This is a genomic window from Kribbella sp. NPDC003505 (assembly GCF_040610875.1).
Classification (GTDB): Bacteria; Actinomycetota; Actinomycetes; order Propionibacteriales; family Kribbellaceae; genus Kribbella.
Genome location: NZ_JBEXNA010000001.1, coordinates 752,014 through 768,907, shown reverse-complemented (window position 1 = coordinate 768,907; position 16,894 = coordinate 752,014). Strand labels below are relative to the sequence as shown.

At 69.5% G+C, this 16,894-nt stretch carries 19 protein-coding genes; 15 read left to right on the top strand and 4 right to left on the bottom strand.

What is annotated here, in order from left to right:
• Positions 1-25 precede the first annotated feature (25 nt).
• Entirely contained in the window at positions 26-454 is a 429-nt protein-coding gene (locus tag ABZX12_RS03660) for an OsmC family protein (protein ID WP_355689483.1), read from the top strand.
• An 89-nt stretch (positions 455-543) separates the two neighbouring features.
• Here the strand turns inward: ABZX12_RS03660 and ABZX12_RS03655 are convergent, their stop codons facing one another.
• On the bottom strand, positions 544-1,272 hold the full coding sequence (locus ABZX12_RS03655) for a mechanosensitive ion channel domain-containing protein (RefSeq protein WP_355689482.1): 729 nt from the start codon (positions 1,270-1,272) through the stop codon (positions 544-546).
• A gap of 104 nt (positions 1,273-1,376) precedes the next feature.
• On the opposite strand from ABZX12_RS03655, the gene ABZX12_RS03650 reads away from it, so the two are divergent.
• The 7 genes from ABZX12_RS03650 (at position 1,377) to ABZX12_RS03620 (ending at position 7,225) form a co-directional block, all read left to right on the top strand.
• Positions 1,377-2,381: a hypothetical protein gene (locus ABZX12_RS03650; protein WP_355689480.1), complete on the top strand. Its 1,005-nt coding sequence runs from the start codon at positions 1,377-1,379 to the stop codon at positions 2,379-2,381.
• A 61-nt stretch (positions 2,382-2,442) separates the two neighbouring features.
• A complete protein-coding gene (malQ, locus tag ABZX12_RS03645) occupies positions 2,443-4,560 on the top strand; it encodes a 4-alpha-glucanotransferase (RefSeq protein ID WP_355689478.1) in 2,118 nt (705 codons plus the stop codon).
• Between the two features lie 130 nt (positions 4,561-4,690).
• Positions 4,691-5,290 (top strand): lytic polysaccharide monooxygenase, encoded by a 600-nt coding sequence (locus ABZX12_RS03640; protein WP_355689476.1) that lies wholly within the window; start codon positions 4,691-4,693, stop codon positions 5,288-5,290.
• Positions 5,291-5,371: 81 nt separating this feature from the next.
• Positions 5,372-5,875 carry a hypothetical protein gene (locus ABZX12_RS03635; protein ID WP_355689474.1) on the top strand — a complete coding sequence of 168 codons (504 nt, stop codon included), beginning with the start codon at positions 5,372-5,374 and terminating at the stop codon, positions 5,873-5,875.
• Between the two features lie 70 nt (positions 5,876-5,945).
• A complete protein-coding gene (locus ABZX12_RS03630) occupies positions 5,946-6,236 on the top strand; it encodes a hypothetical protein (protein ID WP_355689473.1) in 291 nt (96 codons plus the stop codon).
• On the top strand, positions 6,223-6,624 hold the full coding sequence (locus tag ABZX12_RS03625; protein ID WP_355689471.1) for a DUF5130 family protein: 402 nt from the start codon (positions 6,223-6,225) through the stop codon (positions 6,622-6,624). Before ABZX12_RS03630 ends, ABZX12_RS03625 begins: the two co-directional genes overlap by 14 nt.
• A 1-nt stretch (position 6,625) precedes the next feature.
• The gene (locus tag ABZX12_RS03620) at positions 6,626-7,225 is read left to right on the top strand and encodes a GNAT family protein (RefSeq protein ID WP_355689469.1); all 600 of its coding nucleotides are present in this window, start codon (positions 6,626-6,628) and stop codon (positions 7,223-7,225) included.
• Here the strand turns inward: ABZX12_RS03620 and ABZX12_RS03615 are convergent.
• The gene (locus ABZX12_RS03615; RefSeq protein WP_355689468.1) at positions 7,207-7,758 is read right to left on the bottom strand and encodes a hypothetical protein; all 552 of its coding nucleotides are present in this window, start codon (positions 7,756-7,758) and stop codon (positions 7,207-7,209) included. The genes ABZX12_RS03620 and ABZX12_RS03615 overlap by 19 nt on opposite strands.
• A 414-nt stretch (positions 7,759-8,172) precedes the next feature.
• Here ABZX12_RS03615 and ABZX12_RS03610 point away from each other — a divergent pair, with 414 nt between their 5' ends.
• Positions 8,173-8,634, top strand: coding sequence for an aldo/keto reductase (locus ABZX12_RS03610; RefSeq protein WP_355689466.1), 462 nt, complete (start codon positions 8,173-8,175; stop codon positions 8,632-8,634).
• Between the two features lie 8 nt (positions 8,635-8,642).
• Here the strand turns inward: ABZX12_RS03610 and ABZX12_RS03605 are convergent, their stop codons facing one another.
• Complete coding sequence (locus tag ABZX12_RS03605; protein ID WP_355689464.1) at positions 8,643-9,173, bottom strand: hypothetical protein; 531 nt, start codon at positions 9,171-9,173, stop codon at positions 8,643-8,645.
• Positions 9,174-9,251: 78 nt separating this feature from the next.
• Positions 9,252-11,825 carry an aminopeptidase N gene (pepN, locus tag ABZX12_RS03600; RefSeq protein WP_355689462.1) on the bottom strand — a complete coding sequence of 858 codons (2,574 nt, stop codon included), beginning with the start codon at positions 11,823-11,825 and terminating at the stop codon, positions 9,252-9,254.
• A 111-nt stretch (positions 11,826-11,936) separates the two neighbouring features.
• Between pepN and ABZX12_RS03595 the strand changes: the two genes are divergently transcribed.
• The 6 genes from ABZX12_RS03595 to ABZX12_RS03570 all read left to right on the top strand — a co-directional run.
• Positions 11,937-12,551: a DsbA family protein gene (locus ABZX12_RS03595; protein ID WP_355689460.1), complete on the top strand. Its 615-nt coding sequence runs from the start codon at positions 11,937-11,939 to the stop codon at positions 12,549-12,551.
• Positions 12,552-12,633: 82 nt separating this feature from the next.
• Positions 12,634-13,389 (top strand): hypothetical protein, encoded by a 756-nt coding sequence (locus ABZX12_RS03590; RefSeq protein WP_355689459.1) that lies wholly within the window; start codon positions 12,634-12,636, stop codon positions 13,387-13,389.
• A gap of 10 nt (positions 13,390-13,399) precedes the next feature.
• On the top strand, positions 13,400-13,867 hold the full coding sequence (locus tag ABZX12_RS03585) for a ribose-5-phosphate isomerase (RefSeq protein ID WP_355689458.1): 468 nt from the start codon (positions 13,400-13,402) through the stop codon (positions 13,865-13,867).
• A gap of 180 nt (positions 13,868-14,047) precedes the next feature.
• Positions 14,048-14,875 (top strand): DNA-formamidopyrimidine glycosylase family protein, encoded by an 828-nt coding sequence (locus ABZX12_RS03580; protein WP_355689456.1) that lies wholly within the window; start codon positions 14,048-14,050, stop codon positions 14,873-14,875.
• 63 nt (positions 14,876-14,938) lie between these two features.
• Positions 14,939-16,033, top strand: coding sequence for a PP2C family protein-serine/threonine phosphatase (locus tag ABZX12_RS03575; protein WP_355689454.1), 1,095 nt, complete (start codon positions 14,939-14,941; stop codon positions 16,031-16,033).
• A gap of 116 nt (positions 16,034-16,149) precedes the next feature.
• On the top strand, positions 16,150-16,894 hold a 745-nt coding region (locus ABZX12_RS03570; RefSeq protein ID WP_355689452.1), incomplete at its 3' end, for a hypothetical protein.

Below are 16,894 nucleotides of genomic sequence, written 5' to 3'. Positions count from 1 at the left end.
TCTTCCAGAAGGAGACAACACGAGCATGGCTACCACTCGTACGGCGAAGGCCCACTGGGAAGGCTCGCTGATGGAGGGCGCCGGCAAGGTCGCCCTGGAGTCGTCCGGTGTCGGCACGTATGACGTCACCTGGGCCTCCCGCGCGAACGACGCCAACGGCAAGACCAGCCCGGAGGAGCTGATCGCGGCCGCGCACTCCACCTGCTTCTCGATGGCCCTGTCGCACGCGCTGGCGCAGGCCGGCAACCCGCCGGCGTCGATCGACACCCAGGCCGACGTGACCTTCCAGCCGGGTGAGGGCATCACCGGGATCAAGCTGGCCGTGAACGGCAACGTGCCCGGGCTGACCGCCGACGAGTTCGCGGAGTTCGCCGAGGGCGCGAAGAAGAACTGCCCGGTCTCGCAGGCGCTGTCCGCCGTCCCGATCACCCTGGACGTCACCTTCACCGCCTGAACCGCCGGCGCTGAACCACGGCGCTGAACCACGGCGCTGAATCACCGCTCTGACGCCTCCCGTGCCTCGGCACGGGAGGCGTTCGCGTCTCAGCTCCGGGCCTCGTCCTGCTTCTCGGCGGCCGCGCTGTCGTCGGCCTTGGCCTCTTCTTCCTTCTCGGTGCCGGAGCCGACGCCGGAGGTGAGGGTGCTGTTCGGGTCGCGGGTGGTCAGGTTGCCGACCCGGAGGACCTCGCCGTTGCGGACGTACCAGGTGGTGCCGTCCTCGCCGCGCAGCGTGGTGATCCGCAGGCCGACCGCGACCACGACGCCGGTCGCCTTCTCCATGTCGATCAGGTCGCCGACGCCGTACTGGTCCTCGAAGATCATGAACACGCCGGCCAGGAAGTCCTTCACCAGCGTCTGCGCGCCGAAGCCGAGCGCCACGCCGATGATGCTCGCGGACGCGATCACCGGGAGGATGTTGAAGCCGAGCTCGGCGAGCACCATCACCACCAGGACCGCGCTCAGCACGATGGTGATCGCGCTGCACAGCAGCGAGGCGATCGTCTCCGCGCGCTGGGTCCGGCGCTCGCTGGCGAGCGTGCTCTCCACGAACCCCTGGCCGAGCTTCGACTTGGACAGGACGCCGGCCACGGCACCGTTGCCGGTCCGCCGGGCGAACCGGCGGATGATCTTGTGCAGCAGCCAGCGCAGCACGAAGAAGCCGATGATCAGGCCGGCGATCCGGGCCGGCACGACCACGACCTGATCGGTCACCTCCAGCTTGCCGTCGTTGCCCATCCGGAAGAACGTCGGGAACGTGTCCGGCAGACTCAACGACGAGGAAAACAGGGGGTGACTGACTAGGGACACAAGGTAGCTGGTCAGAATAGGCATCTCGCCGCCTGATGTTAGTAGGGCTGACAAGGAGACGGAAAAGCATGTCGAGCCGGCTGGACGACGAGCTTTCAAGGCTCGTGAGCGCTGGTGTGCTGCGCCAGTACCAGGCCGACTCGATCCGGGACGCCGCCGACGCCGAGATCGCCGCGGCGCTCGCCGACCCCGGCCGGCCACGTCCGCGGCAGGAGCCGCCCGAGCCGGAGCCGGCCAAGGGCAAGCGGCCGCCCGTTCCGGCCCACACGAGTGCGCTGGTGGAGGTGCTCGGCTACATCGGCGGGGCGCTGCTGCTCGGCGCCGTCGCGCTCCTGACCTTGGCGAACTGGGGCGAAATGGGCCGCGCCGCCCGGATCACCACCGGCACGGCCGCCGCGGTCGTGCTGCTCGGGGCCGCGGTGGTGCTGGCGCTGGTGCGGCGCCGGGAACAGCTGAGCTCGGCGCTCGCGGCCTTGGGCTGCTGCGTGGCCGGCTTCGCGACGTACGTGGCGATCGAGGGGGAGGCCGGCCGGGTCACCGGGGTCGCGATCGCGCTTGCGCTGGCGGCCGGTGGGGTGTGCTGGCTGCAGCAGCCTTCGTTGCTGGTGGCAACGTTCGGGATCCTGGCCGTGGGTGTGTTGGTGATCACGGCAGATGTCCTCACTCCGGACACCGGGTCGGCGCCGAACAGTGCGGGGATCGCCGGGACCGGGTTCATCATCGTCGCGTTCGTGTTCGCGATGCTCGGTCTGGTGCGCGATCAGGTGACGTCGTGGTCACTGGCCGGAGCGGCGATGTTCAGCTCGTCGATCTGCTGGCTGGTCCAGGAGCGCGGCGAGATCATGGCGCTGGCCGTCGGTACGGCGGGCCCCGCGGCGCTGCTGGTCGCGTACGGGCGGACCCGGCGCTCGGCGTACGCCGTGGTCGGCTGCGCGATCCTCCTGGTCATCTGGCCGACCGCCCTGTACCAACTGACCGACAACCTGGCCGGCGTCGCCATCGGCCTCGTCGTCGCCAGTGCGGTCCTCCTGCTGGCCGTCCTCATGCTCAGCCGGCGCCGCTCGAACGCGTAAGAGGGGTCTGCAACGCGCGCCGTTTGGCCGTGGGTGCCGTTGATACGGCAGACTCGCTGGGGTGACTGCTCCTACTCCGGCCCTTGTCGAGCTAGCGGTTGCCCATGGCGTGGCGACGGAGTACTGGAACTGGCAGGGCGAGCATGTGATCGTCTCCAGCGAGGTCGTGGCCGACGTGCTCGCGGCCCTCGGTGTGGACGCGTCGACGCCGGAGAAGGCGGCCCTGGCGCTGGCCGAGCACCAGCAGGCGCGTTGGCGCCGGACGCTGCCGGCGACCGTGGTGATGCGGGAGGGCTGGACCCCGTGGTTCGCCGTACACCTTCCGCACGGCTCGTCGGCGGAGGTGTGGATCGACCTCGAGGACGGCGGTCACCGGCGGGACATCCCGCAGCAGGAGCACTGGGTCGAGCCGGAGTGGATCGACGGCGTCCAGGTCGGTGAGGCGACGTTCCAGCTGCCGGGCGACCTGCCGCTCGGGTACCACCGGCTGTGCGCGCGGATCGGCACCAACCCGGAGATCTCGGTCAGCACGCTGATCGTCACGCCGGCGAAGCTGGCGCCGGAGAAGCTGCGACGGACGTGGGGCTGGGTGCTGCAGCTGTACTCCGTGCGCTCCCGCCGCTCGTGGGGCATCGGCGACCTGCACGACCTGGGGGACCTGGCCGCGTGGTCGGCGCACGACCTGGGAGCGGGCTTCGTCCTGGTGAACCCGTTGCACGCCGCGGAGCTGGCCGGCCGCATGGAGCCCTCGCCGTACCTGCCGGCGTCCCGGCGCTTCGCGAATCCGATCTACCTGCGCATCGAGGACATCGAGGAGTACGGCGACCTCGCTCCGGCGGAGCGCGACCGGGTGCGGGCGCTGGCGCTGCAGGCACGCGCACTGAGCGAGGACTCGACGGCGCTCGACCGCGACACGGTCTGGGCGGCCAAGCGGGAGGCGCTGCAGGTGCTGTTCGGCGTGCAGCCGTCCGTGGGACGGATCGCGGAGTACGGCGCGTTCTGCGACCGGGAGAGCCAGGGGCTGATCGATTTCGCCACCTGGGCCGCGATCGCCGACGTGCACGGGCCGGAGTGGAGCAAGTGGCCGGAGGAACTGCAGGAGCCGACCTCGCCGGAAGTTGTTGCCTTCCGCAATGAGAATCCGGACGCGGTGGAGTTCCACTGCTGGCTGCAGTGGCAGCTCGACGATCAGCTGGCGCGGACCCAGGCCCGCGCGAAGGCGGCCGGCATGTCGCTGGGCGTGGTCCACGATCTCGCTGTCGGTGTGCATCCGGACGGCGCCGACGCCTGGGCGCTGCAGAACGTGCTTGCGCGCAACATCCACGTGGGTGCGCCGCCGGACGCGTTCAACCAGCAGGGACAGGACTGGTCGCAGCCGCCGTGGCGGCCGAACGCGCTGGCCGACACCGGGTACGCCGCGTGGCGGGACCTGGTGCGCGCGGTGATGCGGCACGGCGGCGGGCTGCGGATCGACCACATCCTCGGCATGTTCCGCCTGTGGTGGGTGACGTCGCCGGAGCGGCCGACCGAGGGCACGTACGTGCGGTACGACCACGAGGCATTGGTCGGCATCCTGGTGCTGGAAGCGCAACGCTCCGGGGTGACCGTGATCGGTGAGGACCTGGGGACCGTCGAGCCCTGGGTCCGCGACTACCTGACCGAGCGGGGCATCCTCGGTACGTCGGTGCTGTGGTTCGAGCGGGATGCCAACGGCAAGCCGTTGTCGCCGGAGCGGTGGCGGGAGCTGTGCCTTGCCACGGTCACCACCCACGACCTGCCGCCGACGGCGGGCTACCTCGCCGGTGATCACGTCGAGCTGCGGAACCGGCTGGGGTTGCTGACCCGGCCTGTGGAAGAGGAACTGGCGGTCGACGAGGCCGATCGCGACGCCTGGCTCGACGCGCTGCGTGAGCGCCACCTGCTCAGCAACACCGACGGCGATGTCGAGCGCATCGTCGAGGCCATGCACCGGTACGTCGCGCACACGCCGGCGAAGCTCGTCGGTGTCGCGTTGACGGACGCCGTCGGGGAACGCCGTACGCAGAACCAGCCCGGCACCACGGACGAGTATCCGAACTGGCGCGTCCCGCTCGGTGGCCCGCGCGGCGAACCCGTCCTGATCGAGGACCTGCCCAACAACCAGCGCCTCCGACGGCTGATCGGCGCCCTGAACATCTAGCGCTTCGTACCTTTCTGTATTCACCTGCTCACGAACCGTTGACAATAGATTTGAACGGTTGTTTTCTATTGAGCAGGAGAGGCGCCTTCCTTCGCTGTCCACCGCCCCAACAGTTGAAGGAGTTTGTTGCATGCTGCCCAAACGAAGGCTCAGCCTGGCCGGAATTGCCGTCGGCGCTCTCGCGCTGACCGTCGGTACGTCGGTCCCGCTCGCCTACGGACATGGTTGGACGAACTCGCCGATCAGTCGCGCCAAGCTCTGTCAGCAAGGCGCCGTACAGAACTGCGGCGCGATCCAGTGGGAGCCGCAGAGTGTCGAAGGGCCGAAGGGCTTCCCGGCCGCGGGACCGGCCGACGGTGTCCTGTGCTCGGCCGGGCTCGCTCAGTTCCACGAACTCGACGACCAGCGCGGGGGAGCCTGGCCGGCAACCCAGTTGCAGGGCGGGCAGGGGTTCACGTTCACCTGGCACCTGACCGCCCCGCACTCGACCGCCGACTTCTCGTACTACATGACCAAGCAGGGCTGGAATCCGTCGCAGCCCCTGACCCGGTCCGCGCTCGAGCTGACGCCGTTCCTGACGGTCAAGATGAACGGCAGCCGGCCGCCGAACGACGTGTCGCACCCCGGCACGATCCCGACCGGCCGGTCCGGGCGGCACATGATCCTCGCGGTCTGGACGATCGCCGACACCGGGAACGCCTTCTACCAGTGCTCGGATGTCAATTTCTGATTCAACCTGACGTTTCGCCAATAACTTTCCTGGGAATTGCACTCCTTGAAATAACCGCCCCATATTTCAAGGAGTGTCCCCATGAAGTCGTTGCTCCGTCGCGTCGTGGTTCCCCTGGTCGCCGTGGTCGTCGGCCTGCTGCCCGGAGTGGTGGCGGTCGAGCAGGCGTCCGCGCTGACCAAGCTGACGCACTCCCAGGCCACGTCGATCTTCCGGGCCGCGGGGCTGACCTGGTCGTCCAGCGGTGGCTGCTCGGACCGCTACAACTCCACGTGCACGTCGTTCGAGCAGATCAACGACAGCACGGCGTACGGCGTCCGCACGCTGAAGACCGCCAGCGGGTGCGCGGTCAACATCACCGGCGGTACCGAGGTCGGCCACGCGAGCGGCACCTACAGCCACTGGAACGGGTACAAGGTCGACATCTCGAAGTACACCTGCGTCGGCAACTACATCCGCAACACGTTCACCCGGATCGCCGACCGCGGCGACGGCGCCGCCCAGTGGCGCTCCGGCGCCGGCAACATCTACGCCGACGAGGGCAGCCACTGGGACATCACCTACTACAACTGCGGAGGCTGCTGACAGAGTTGCTGACAGGTCTTGCGGGAGGGGCCTCGGTCCCTCCCGTGCTGCGGGTACTAGGCTTCGGCTTGTGATTGTCGAATTGTCCGGGCACTCGTTGCTGGTGTTCGTCGGGATTCCTGCCCTCGTCATCGCCGTGCTGGCGCTGCTGGTGTTCGCGTCGTCGATCGCGAGCGGCCCGCGGTACCGCCCGGGCCTGTCCTGGTGGGCCCCGCCGGTCTGGATCAACGGACCGACGGCGACCAAGCCGGACCCGGCCAACCTGCCCGAGATGCCTGAGCTGACCAGTGCACCGGGTGCCACCGCGACCGCCGGCACCGGCGTCGCCCGCACGCTCGGAGGCGCAAGTGCCAGCTGGTGACGCATTCACCCCCGACCAGCTCTACGACATCGAGCGGGCCGTCCGGAACGCCGAGGAGACCTCCGGCCTGCACTTCTCGGTGTACGTCGGCGGCGCGGACTCCGAGACCCGTCCGTTCGCGATCGAGCTGCTGAACGAGCTCGACGACCCGGACAGCAGCGTCCTGGTGTACGTCGACCCGGCCGGCCGCCGGCTCGAGATCGTCACCGGCTCGCTGGCCAGGCGGCAGCTGTCGGACACGTCCGCCGGCTTGGCCGCCTTGACCATGCAGACCTCGTTCGCGACCGGTGACCTCACCGGCGGCCTGGTCACCGGTGTCCAGCAGCTCGGCGCGCACGCCCACCAGCCGCCGCTGCTGCACGCGAACAACGAGCCGCACAAGCTCTGACGTGGCGGCCCTGCAGCCCCGTCGCATCGCCCTGGACGACGTCGTACTGCGTCCGTTCGTCGCCTCCGACGAGGCTGCGGTCGCCCTCGCGCTGCAGGACCCTGGCATCCTCCGCTGGACCGCCGGCACGGCGGTGATCAGCACGCCGGCCGACAAGCGCGCCCGCCGCTGGCTCGAGCCGCGGATCGACAGCTGGGCGCGCGGCAACGCGGTCTTCGCGATCGCGGACACGCAGACCGATCAGGTGATCGGCAGCGTGACGCTGCGGGACGTCCACCGCGTACCGGACCAGGCCGTGGCGGCGTACTGGGTGAGCCCGCTCGCCCGTGGTCGCCGGCTCGGTGCCCGCGCCCTGGACGCGGCCGCGCGCTGGGGATTCGCAGCCGACGGCCTACGGCTGCACCGCATCTCGCTCGACCACGCGCTGGTCAACGAGGGGTCATGCCACGTCGCACAGCGCGCCGGGTTCCGCCTCGAAGGCGTGATGCGTGACTACTACGTCGAGCCGACCGGGCTGCGGCACGACTCGCACCTGCACGCCCGGCTGGCGACCGACCCGGTGCCCGCGGTGCCCCCAGTACCTCAGCCGGCTGGTTCGTAGGTCGGGCACGGGCTCTGGTACGCCGCTTGCGTGCGCGGGTCCAGGCACAGGTTCAGCATCTGCTCAGAGGACGTGCCCGGGCCGAGATAGACCATCCAGGTGCCCGTGACCGGTGTGAGCGAGCTGGTCGTGAGGCCCGGGTACTGGCCGTCGACCAGCATCGCCTTCGCCGGGATTCCGGCGCGCGTGATCTTGGCGGCTGTCTCCTTGGCCGTCTCGCCCGCGTCGGCGGGGTACTTGTCCAGCATCGCGATCCACTGGCCGCTCTTGAACTTCGGCGAGGTCGGACCGGTGTTCACCGGCGGCGGCGTGGTCGTCTGAGGCTTCGCTGTCGGCTTAGGGGCTGTCGCGGACACCGGCGGCTTCCGGTCGGCCTTGCTGACGCTGCCGGTCGCGCTCGCGGTCGGTGCGGCCGGCGCCGCGGCGCCGCTGTCGGTCCCCGACCCCATGCGCAGTCCGTCGGCGGGTGTCTCCGAGTCCGCGCCGCGGGTGAGGATGAACGCGAACACTGCGACCATCGCCAGACTGGCCACGATCGCTGCGCCGATCGCACTGCGCGATCGCTGCGGCTTCCGCGGTCGCCCTGCGGGCGCGTTCCGTCGGGCGGCAGGCCGCTGCTGTCTGCGGGCAGCCCGGGCGGGCGGCTTCCGGTGGTCGACGCGTGTCACGGCAAGGGCCCCTCCCCAGACACCCTGATGGATATATGCGGTGCAGCTTAAACCGAACGCACGAGTAAGTGAGCCTTCTTCAGGTGGTAAGAATCTCTTTCCCCAGAAGGGGATCGCACACCGCACACACGCCTTCACGATCCGCCGACCAACAAGCGTTTGACCCTCACGGGTAGCGTTCGAGCTACCACTGTCCGGGTCCGGAGGCGATGGCTGCCGTCCGGCGGCGCTGGCAGCCTCGTGCCAGCTGACCGACCCGATCCGGAGGGGATCTCGCCGATGAGACGCCTGCCCGCTGTTGTGGTGATCATGACTCTCGCCCTGTCCGTCGTACCGCTGCGGGCCGACGCGGGGCGCTCGTCGCTGCAGCGGGACGCCGATGTCGTGCACGCCGTCGGCGTCACCGGAGTGATCGCACGGCAGACGACGACGTCCGGCCGGACGCGAACGGTGGCGAGCGGCGTCGGGGAACTCGGCGGCCGGCCGCCCAGGAAGGACGGGCAGTTCCGGATCGGCAGCACGAACAAGGCGCTCGTCGCGACCGTGGTCCTGCAACTCGTCGCCGAACGCCGGATGCTCCTCGACGACGTGGTGCTGGCCTGGCTGATGGGTGGCGAGCTCTCGATCATCCCGCTGGTCGGTGCGTCGTCGGTCGCCCAGCTCGACGAGACGCTCGCATCCGTCGACCTGGAGCTCACCACGGACCAACGGCACCGCCTCGACGCGGCTGGTCAGAACTAGGGCATGCCCTAGGTGCCGGACGGTATGCCGTCGGGGCGTGGGGTGGGGCGGGTGTCGAGGACGTCGTCGAGCCAGCCGTCGACGTCCACGCCGGCCGACAGGATGTGCTGCACGTACGACGCGCGCTCATGGCTCAGGACCTCGAGTTCCCAGACGCAGGGCGCGGCGCCGATCGGTGCCGGGCGTAGGTCGTCGACGTCCATCCCGCTGAAGATGCTCAGCCGTGACTGGAAGTCCTTCGCCCAGCTCTGCACCACGAGGTAGATGCCGTCGTCGCCCAGATGCAGTACGACGACACCGAGCCCCACGGAGCCCATCGCGTCGTCGAACTCGAGCTGCCGGGTGGCGGTACCGCGGGCGACGTCGACCATGTGGTCGTCCCATTGCCGGCCGCGCGCTGTGACGACGTACGGCTTCACCAGACGGTTGCTGTAGCGCCAGGGCATCAGCGGTGTGATGGGGCGGGGTCGGTACGCCTCTGCGAGTCCGGTCAGCGCAACAGCTGCCGCACCAGCCAAGGCGGGATCAGAGGCGGGCACCGACCCAGTCTTACCGCACGGCGAGGTTCAAAGCGACAGGGCCGGTCCCGTGATGAGACCGGCCCTGCCTGAAGGGTGTCAGGCGACGATGTCGTTGGCCTGTGCGGCGATCGCGCGGGTCAGGTCGGCCTGGGCCTCGGTGACGTACCGGAGCGTCGGAGCGTCGACGGACGACGACTCCACGGCCAGCCAGCCGGTCAGTGCGTCGAGCGCGCCCTGGTCGGCGAGGTGCCGCGGGGACAGGTACACGAGCACGTTCTCGCCCATGGACGAGCCGAGCCGCGTGTAGACGTCCTTGGCCGCGTTCAGGTACTTGTCGACGTACGGCCGCAGCAGGTCCTCCTGGCCCGGCTGCTGGAAGCCGAGGATGGTCCGGAACTGGGTCTCGTTCGGGGTGTCCTCGGACTCGACGGCGACCCGCCAGGCTTCTTCCTTCGCCTCCGCCGTCGGCCGGGCGGCACGGGCCTGGGCGGCCCGCTCCTGACCGGTGATCGTGGTGTCGCGGGTGAGCTCGTCGTCGATCTCGTCCGCGCCGATCCGGCCGAGCCGGGCCAGCGCCACGATCAGCGTCCAGCGCAGGTCGGTGTCGACGGCCAGGCCTTGCGGCAGGTCGCGACCCTCCAGCCAGCCGCCGAGGCGGTCGGCGCCTGCCTCGGAGAACACCGCCGAGCTGTACGCCCGGACGAACGCCAGCTGGTGGTCGCTGCCCGGCTCGGAGTCGGCGACCAGTCCGGCCAGCGCCTCCTCGAACTGTGCGCGCAGGGCGGGCCGGTTCTGCGGGGCGGCGTACTGATTGATCGCGCTGCTCGCCTGGTTGAGCAGGGAGCGCACACCGGTCAGATCGGTCTCGGCCCGGATGCCGCGCAGCACGATGCCGACGTACTGGCTGGCCGGCATCTCCGCGTCCCGGGTCATGTCCCACGCGGAGCCCCAGGCGAGTGCCCTCGGCAACGACTCGGTGAGCTGGTCGATCGACTCCACCAGCGTGCCGCGGGAGCGCTCGTCGAGCCGGATCTTGGCGTAGGTGAGGTCGTCGTCGTTCAGCAGCACCAGGTCCGGCTGGGTCGCACCGGTCAGCTCCGGGAGCTCGGTGCGTGGCCCGTCGATGTCCACCTCGAATCGCTCGGTCCGGACCAGGCCGGCCTCCGTGCGCCGGTACAGGCCGACCGCGAGCCGGTGCGGCCGCAGCACCGGGAACTTCTCGGTCGCGGTCTGCTCGATCGCGAACCGCGTGAACGCGCCCTGCTCGTCGACCGCGAAGTCGGCGCGCAGCGTGTTCACGCCGGCGGTCCGCAGCCAGCGCTCGGTCCAGTCGTCGAGATCGCGGCCGGACGCCTTCTCCAGCGGCTTCAGCAGGTCCGCGAGCTCGGTGTTGGAGAACGCGTGGTCCTTGAAGTACTCCTTCAGGGCGCTGACGAAGGTGTCCTCGCCGACGAACGCGACCAGTTGCCGCAGCGTCGACGCGCCCTTGGCGTAGGTGATGCCGTCGAAGTTCACCTCGACCGCGTGGAAGTCGATCATGTCGGCCGCGATCGGGTGCGTCGACGGCAGCTGGTCCTGGCGATACGCCCAGTTCTTGCGGGCGTTGCAGAACGTCGTCCACGCGTCGGAGTACTTCGTCGTGGCGACCACCTGCGCCCAGTGGCTGGCCCACTCGGCGAACGACTCGTTCAGCCACAGGTCGTCCCACCAGGTCATCGTGACCAGGTCGCCGAACCACATGTGCGCCAGCTCGTGCAGCACGGTGTTGGCGCGCGCCTCCATCTCGGCGTGCGTCGTCCGGCTGCGGAACAGGTACTCGTCGCGCAGCGTCACGCAGCCCGCGTTCTCCATCGCGCCCATGTTGTACTCCGGCACGAAAGCCTGGTCGTACTTGTGGAACGGGTACGGCGTACCGAACGCCTCCTCGAAGAGCGCGAAGCCCTGCTTGGTGACCTCGAACAGGTCGTCGACGTCCAGCGCGCCCTTCAGCGACGGACGGCACAGCAGCGACAGCGGGTACGTCCCGTGCGGCCCTTCGTACACGTCGGTGACCACGTGGTACGGACCCGCGACCACCGCGGTGATGTAGGTGGAGATCCGCTCGGTCGGCGGGAACTCCCAGCGCGCCAGCTCCTCGCCGTTCGCGCCCTGGTACGGCGTGGGCTCGGGGGTCGGGGCGTTCGAGATGACGACCCAGCGGGCCGGTGCGGAGACGGTGAAGGTGAACGGGGCCTTGAGGTCGGGCTGCTCGAAGGTGGCGAACACCCGGCGAGCGTCCGGCACCTCGAACTGGGTGTAGAGGTAGGTCTCCTTGTCGGCCGGATCGACCGAACGGTGCAGCCCTTCACCGGTCCGCGAGTACAGGCAGTCCGCCACCACGGTGAGCTCGTTGCGCTCCGCCAGCCCGTCGAGCTGGATGCGGGCGCCGTCGTACACGGCGTCCGGGTCGAGGGTCGCGCCGTTCAGTGTCACCGAACGGACCTTGTCCGCGATCAGGTCGGCGAAGGTGCTCGCCCCGGCCTCGGCCGCGAACGTGATGGTGGTCACCGACGGGTAGGTCGGAGCACCGGTCGGGGCGTTGGCCAGATCGAGCTCGACCGCGTAGCTCACGTCGCTGACCACGCCCGCACGGGAACGCGCCTCGTCGCGCGTCAGGTTGGTTCCAGGCATGTCGGCATCCTATGCACCTGGCTCGCGGGTTCGCCGAGGGTTTCCCCCCGACATTGGGTATTGGATACCGAGTCGGTATAACCGTTGCTTCAACTTTGTATGATGGTGAATATGACTGCCTCCGCTGATTTCTGGTTCGACCCGGCCTGCCCCTGGGCCTGGATGACGTCCCGCTGGATGCTCGAGGTCGAGCAGGTCCGGGACGTGAAGACGACCTGGCACGTGATGAGCCTCGCCGTCCTGAACGACGGCCGTGACGAGCTCGACGAGAAGTACAAGGCCAACCTGCGCAACCTGTGGGGCCCGGTCCGGGTGCTGATCGCCGCCGAGCAGGCGCACGGCAACGAGGTCCTGCTGCCGCTCTACACCGCGCTCGGCAACCGCATCCACGTCGAAGGCCGCGGCGTCGGCGACGGTAAGGGTGACGTGGTTCGCGAAGCCCTGGAAGAGGTCGGGTTGCCGGCGTCGCTGATCGAGGCGGCCGACACCGATCGGTACGACGACGCGCTGAAGAAGTCGCACCACGCCGGCATGGACCAGGTCGGCATGGAGGTCGGTACGCCGGTGATCTCGGTCGAGGGCACCGCGTTCTTCGGCCCGGTGGTGACGCCGGCGCCCAAGGGCGAGGCGGCCGGCAAGCTCTGGGACGGCGTCCGGCTGGTCGCCGGCACCGAGGGCTTCTTCGAGATCAAGCGCACCCGGGACCGCGGGCCGATCTTCGACTGACGGTTCAGGGGTTGAACTTTCGGCACCCGGGCGGTGAAAGTTACTCACTCGTGAATCCGTCCAGGAGTGAGTGGGTTTCCAGATGACTTTGGCCGCCGGCGTCGCCGTGTTCGACCGCCAGACCGGACAGTTCGTCCACCAGCAGGACGCGGACCAGCGCTTCCGGTCCGCGTCGGTGGTCAAGCTGCTGATCGCGCTGGACTTCTTCGCACGCCGCGAACCGGAGTCCGACGTACCGCCCGACGACGGGAAACGGCTCGAGGTCATGCTGCGCAGCAGTGACGACGACGCGGCGAGCTACTACTGGGACCAGTTGGGCGGTGCCGCGATCGTGGACCGCACGGCCGAGCGACTCGGCCTGACGCACACGGCCGGGCCGCCGCCCAGCCACCCGGGCTTCTGGGGGTACGTCGCGATCACCGCCGCCGACACCGTCCGGATCTACCGCCACCTGCTGGAGGACGCCCCGCGGCCGGTGCGCGACTTCGTGATGGGCCACCTGCATCAGGCGACCCGCCACGGCACGGACGGCTTCGACCAGTTCTTCGGGATCCCGTCGGTCTTCGAGGACGGCTACAGCATCAAGCAGGGCTGGTCCGGGTTCCAGGGGTCGAGCGGGTACCGGTCCGACCGGGCGAAACCGGACTCCGTGGTCGACCTCGTCAACGACGCGCTGCACACGACCGGCACCGTCGGGCCGGACGACCGGAGCATCGTCGCGGTCTTCACGCTGCACCCGAGCGGGACGCCGTACGAGCAGGCGTACGCCGCTGTGACGGAGCTGACCGCGGGGCTGACGGTGCCAGGCGGCGTACACCTGCGGAAGGCTGACAAGTAGATTGCGGGCCATGCGAGTGCACATCGGCTCCGACCATGCCGGCTTCGAACTCAAGAACCACCTGGTGCAGCACCTGACGGCTGCCGGGCACGACGTCGTGGACCACGGTCCGGCGGTGTACGACGCCGTCGACGACTACCCGCCGTACTGCCTGCGCACGGGCCGGGCCGTGGCCGGCGAACCGGGCAGCCTGGGCATCGTGATCGGCGGCTCGGGCAACGGCGAGCAGATCGCCGCCAACAAGGTGAAGGGCGTGCGGGCAGTGCTCGCCTGGAGCACCGAGACCGCGCGGCTCGGTCGCGAACACAACAACGCCAACGTGGTCAGCGTCGGCGCCCGGATGCACACCGAGGAGGAGGCCACCGCGTTCGTCGAGACGTTCCTGGCCACCGACTACTCCGGCGAGGAGCGGCACACCCGCCGGATCGAGATGCTGTCCGCCTACGAGTCCACCGGCGAACTCCCGCCGCTGCCCTGATCGTCCGTCTCGTTCGCATCGGTCGCATCGGTGCTCGGCAGGACGGGGCGACGTACGGCGGGCTGACGTGGCCGCGACACGTCGCGGGCCCGCATGCTCCGGCCGGTGCCGACTACGGCCGGGGTGGGCGGACTCGTCCGACCCCCTCTGGATCCATCTGTCGTCCCCATAAGAGGAATTATGCCTGAAGGTCACACCCTGCATCGATTGGCGAACGACGTCTGGGACGCGTTCGGCGGCCGGACGGTTCGGGCGTCGAGTCCGCAGGGGCGGTTCGCCGAGGGCGCCGCGCTGCTCGACGGGCACCTGCTGCGCCAGACCGAGGCACACGGCAAGCACTTCCTCGCCGACTTCGAGGGTGCGGGCTGGCTGCACATCCACCTCGGGCTGATCGGGAAGATGGACATCCGCCCGGCGCCGGTCCCCGAACCGGTCGGTCAGGTCCGGCTGCGGCTGCAGAACGCGACGGCGTACGCCGATCTGCGCGGTGCGACCGTGTGCGAGGTGATCACCGACGAGGAGCGCGACAAACTGCTCGGCCGGCTCGGTCCGGACCCGCTGCGTGACGACGCGGATCCGGACCTGGCATGGAACCGCATCCACCGTAGCAAGCTGCCGATCGGTCAGCTGCTGATGAACCAGGACGTGCTGAGCGGTGTCGGCAACGTGTATCGCGCCGAGGTGCTGTTCCGGGCCAAGCTGAACCCGATGACGCCCGGCAACGTGGTGAAGAAGCGCGAGTGGCAGGGGATGTGGGACGACCTGCTCGCGCTGATGAAGTACGGCGTCGAGACCGGGCGGATCGACACCGTTGCCGACGACCACACCCCGGAGGCGATGGGCCGTGACCCGCGCCGGGACGACCATGGCGGCGAGGTCTACGTCTACCGGCGTCAGGGGCAACGATGCTTCGTCTGCCAGTCGGTGATCCGCACGAAGATCCTCGCAGGCCGTAACTTGTTCTGGTGCCCCAAGTGCCAGCGAACCGGTCTCACTCGCAAGAGCTGACAGTCATCGGTTGTGTTTCGAATTGATGCACGGACCGGTCGGTACCGTTATCTTCTTCACACCATGAGGAAGAGCGGCGGACTCGCGCTGATACGACGCATCGGCCGCCGGGTCGAGGCGCTGGGCCGGCGTGCCCGCCGCTCGCACCGCGTCGCCTTCGGCGCGCTCATGCTGGTGCAGTTGCTGATCTCGATCGCGTGCCTGGCCTGGTCGACGTTCGTGCCGGCCTCCTTCCTGATCGTCCCGCTGGTGGTCGGCGGCGTACTGCTGCGGTTCGGGGAGCTGGTCGCGCTGACCGCGATCACGACGACCTTCGGCGCGTACGTCGTCCTGTCGCGCGGCCCGACGCTGCCCCGGATCGGCTTCGTGCTGGTGCTCGTGGTCGTCGGCTGGATCATGATCACCAGCGCGAAGGTGCGCAGCCGGCTCGGCGTTCCCGGGACGCGCGGCGAGTCGATGCTGATGGAGTTGCGCGACACGCTCACCGCACAGGGGGAGTTGCCGACACTGCCGCCCGGCTGGCGGGTCGAGGTCGCGATCCAGTCGGCGGGCGGATCGACGTTCTCCGGTGACTTCGTCGTGTCGACGGTGCACGAGCACGTCCTCGAGGTGGCGCTGGTCGATGTCTCCGGCAAGGGCATCGACGCCGGGACCCGGGCGCTGTTGCTGTCCGGGGCGTTCGGCGGGCTGCTGGGCGTCGTACCGGAAGAGGAGTTCCTGTCGTCGGCGAACCGGTACATCCGGCGCCAGGAGTGGGACGACGACTTCGCGACCGTGGTGCACGTCGTGCTGGACCTGCGCACAGGGGACTTCGACGTCCGGACGGCCGGGCATCCGCCGGCGATCCAGTTCGACGCGTGGTCGGGGCGCTGGCAGACGCGGGACACCGACGGGCCGCTGCTCGGGCTGGTGGAGTCGCCCGAGTTCGAGGTGAACCACGGGCAGCTGAAGCTCGGGGACGCGTTGTTCCTGTACAGCGACGGGATGGTCGAGACGCCGCGGCAGGACATCGGCCGCGGCACCGACCGGCTCGCGGGCCACGCGGAACGGCTGGTGGGCCAGGGGTTCCTGGGCGCGGCCGCGGAGCTGGTCGCGACCGCCGGCGGGCCGGGCGACGACTCGGCGATCGTCATCATCCACCGCATGGCGCATGCCTGAGGCAACCAAGTCTTTCGTTGTCATCCCCCGAATTCGTTGACTTGGGCAACGAGAGGGTCATACTGCTGGAGAGATGTCCGCCCGGGTTGTGACCATTGGTAGACAGGGGACTGGGGATGGTCGTCAAGGGGGTTCGCGCTCAGGCTGCCACGATGGTGGCGGCCGCCGGGGCGCTCACGGTTCTGATCGGCGCCGCCGCGATGTTCGTGCGGCCGGGCGGGGACGCGCTGCCGGCCGGCGCGGCGATGGGGGCGCCGCCGGGCAACAACGGCACGATCAAGATCGACGGGGTGGAGCTCGGCGACAAGCCGCCGGAGAACAACCCGCATCAGGGGTGTTCGTTCACCGTCGAGTTCTACAACTACGAGGAAGGGCCGTACAACGCGCAGGTCATCTTCCAGGACCAGGCGCCGACGTCCGACGCCGGCGTGCAGGTCGTGTCCGGTGACCTGAACCCGTTCATCGGCGGCGATCCTGCGGGCGGCGGCAACGACCTCGACGCACGCGTGGTCTACACGGTGAAGTTCACCGGCCAGCCGCATCCCGTGCAGGGCTACCACCTCAAGATCACCATCCACGCCCCCGGCGCCCAGGGCAACGACACCAAACACAAGGTCTTCTGGGTCAAGGGCTGCGACGCCCCACCCCCGACGACTCCGCCGACGACTCCGCCGACGACTCCGCCGACGACTCCGCCGACGACTCCGCCGACGACTCCGCCGACCACTCCGCCGACCACTCCGCCGACCACTCCGCCGACCACACCGCCGACCACACCGCCGACCACACCGCCGACCACACCGCCGACCACACCGCCGACCACACCGCCGACCACACCGCCGACCACACCGCCGACCACCC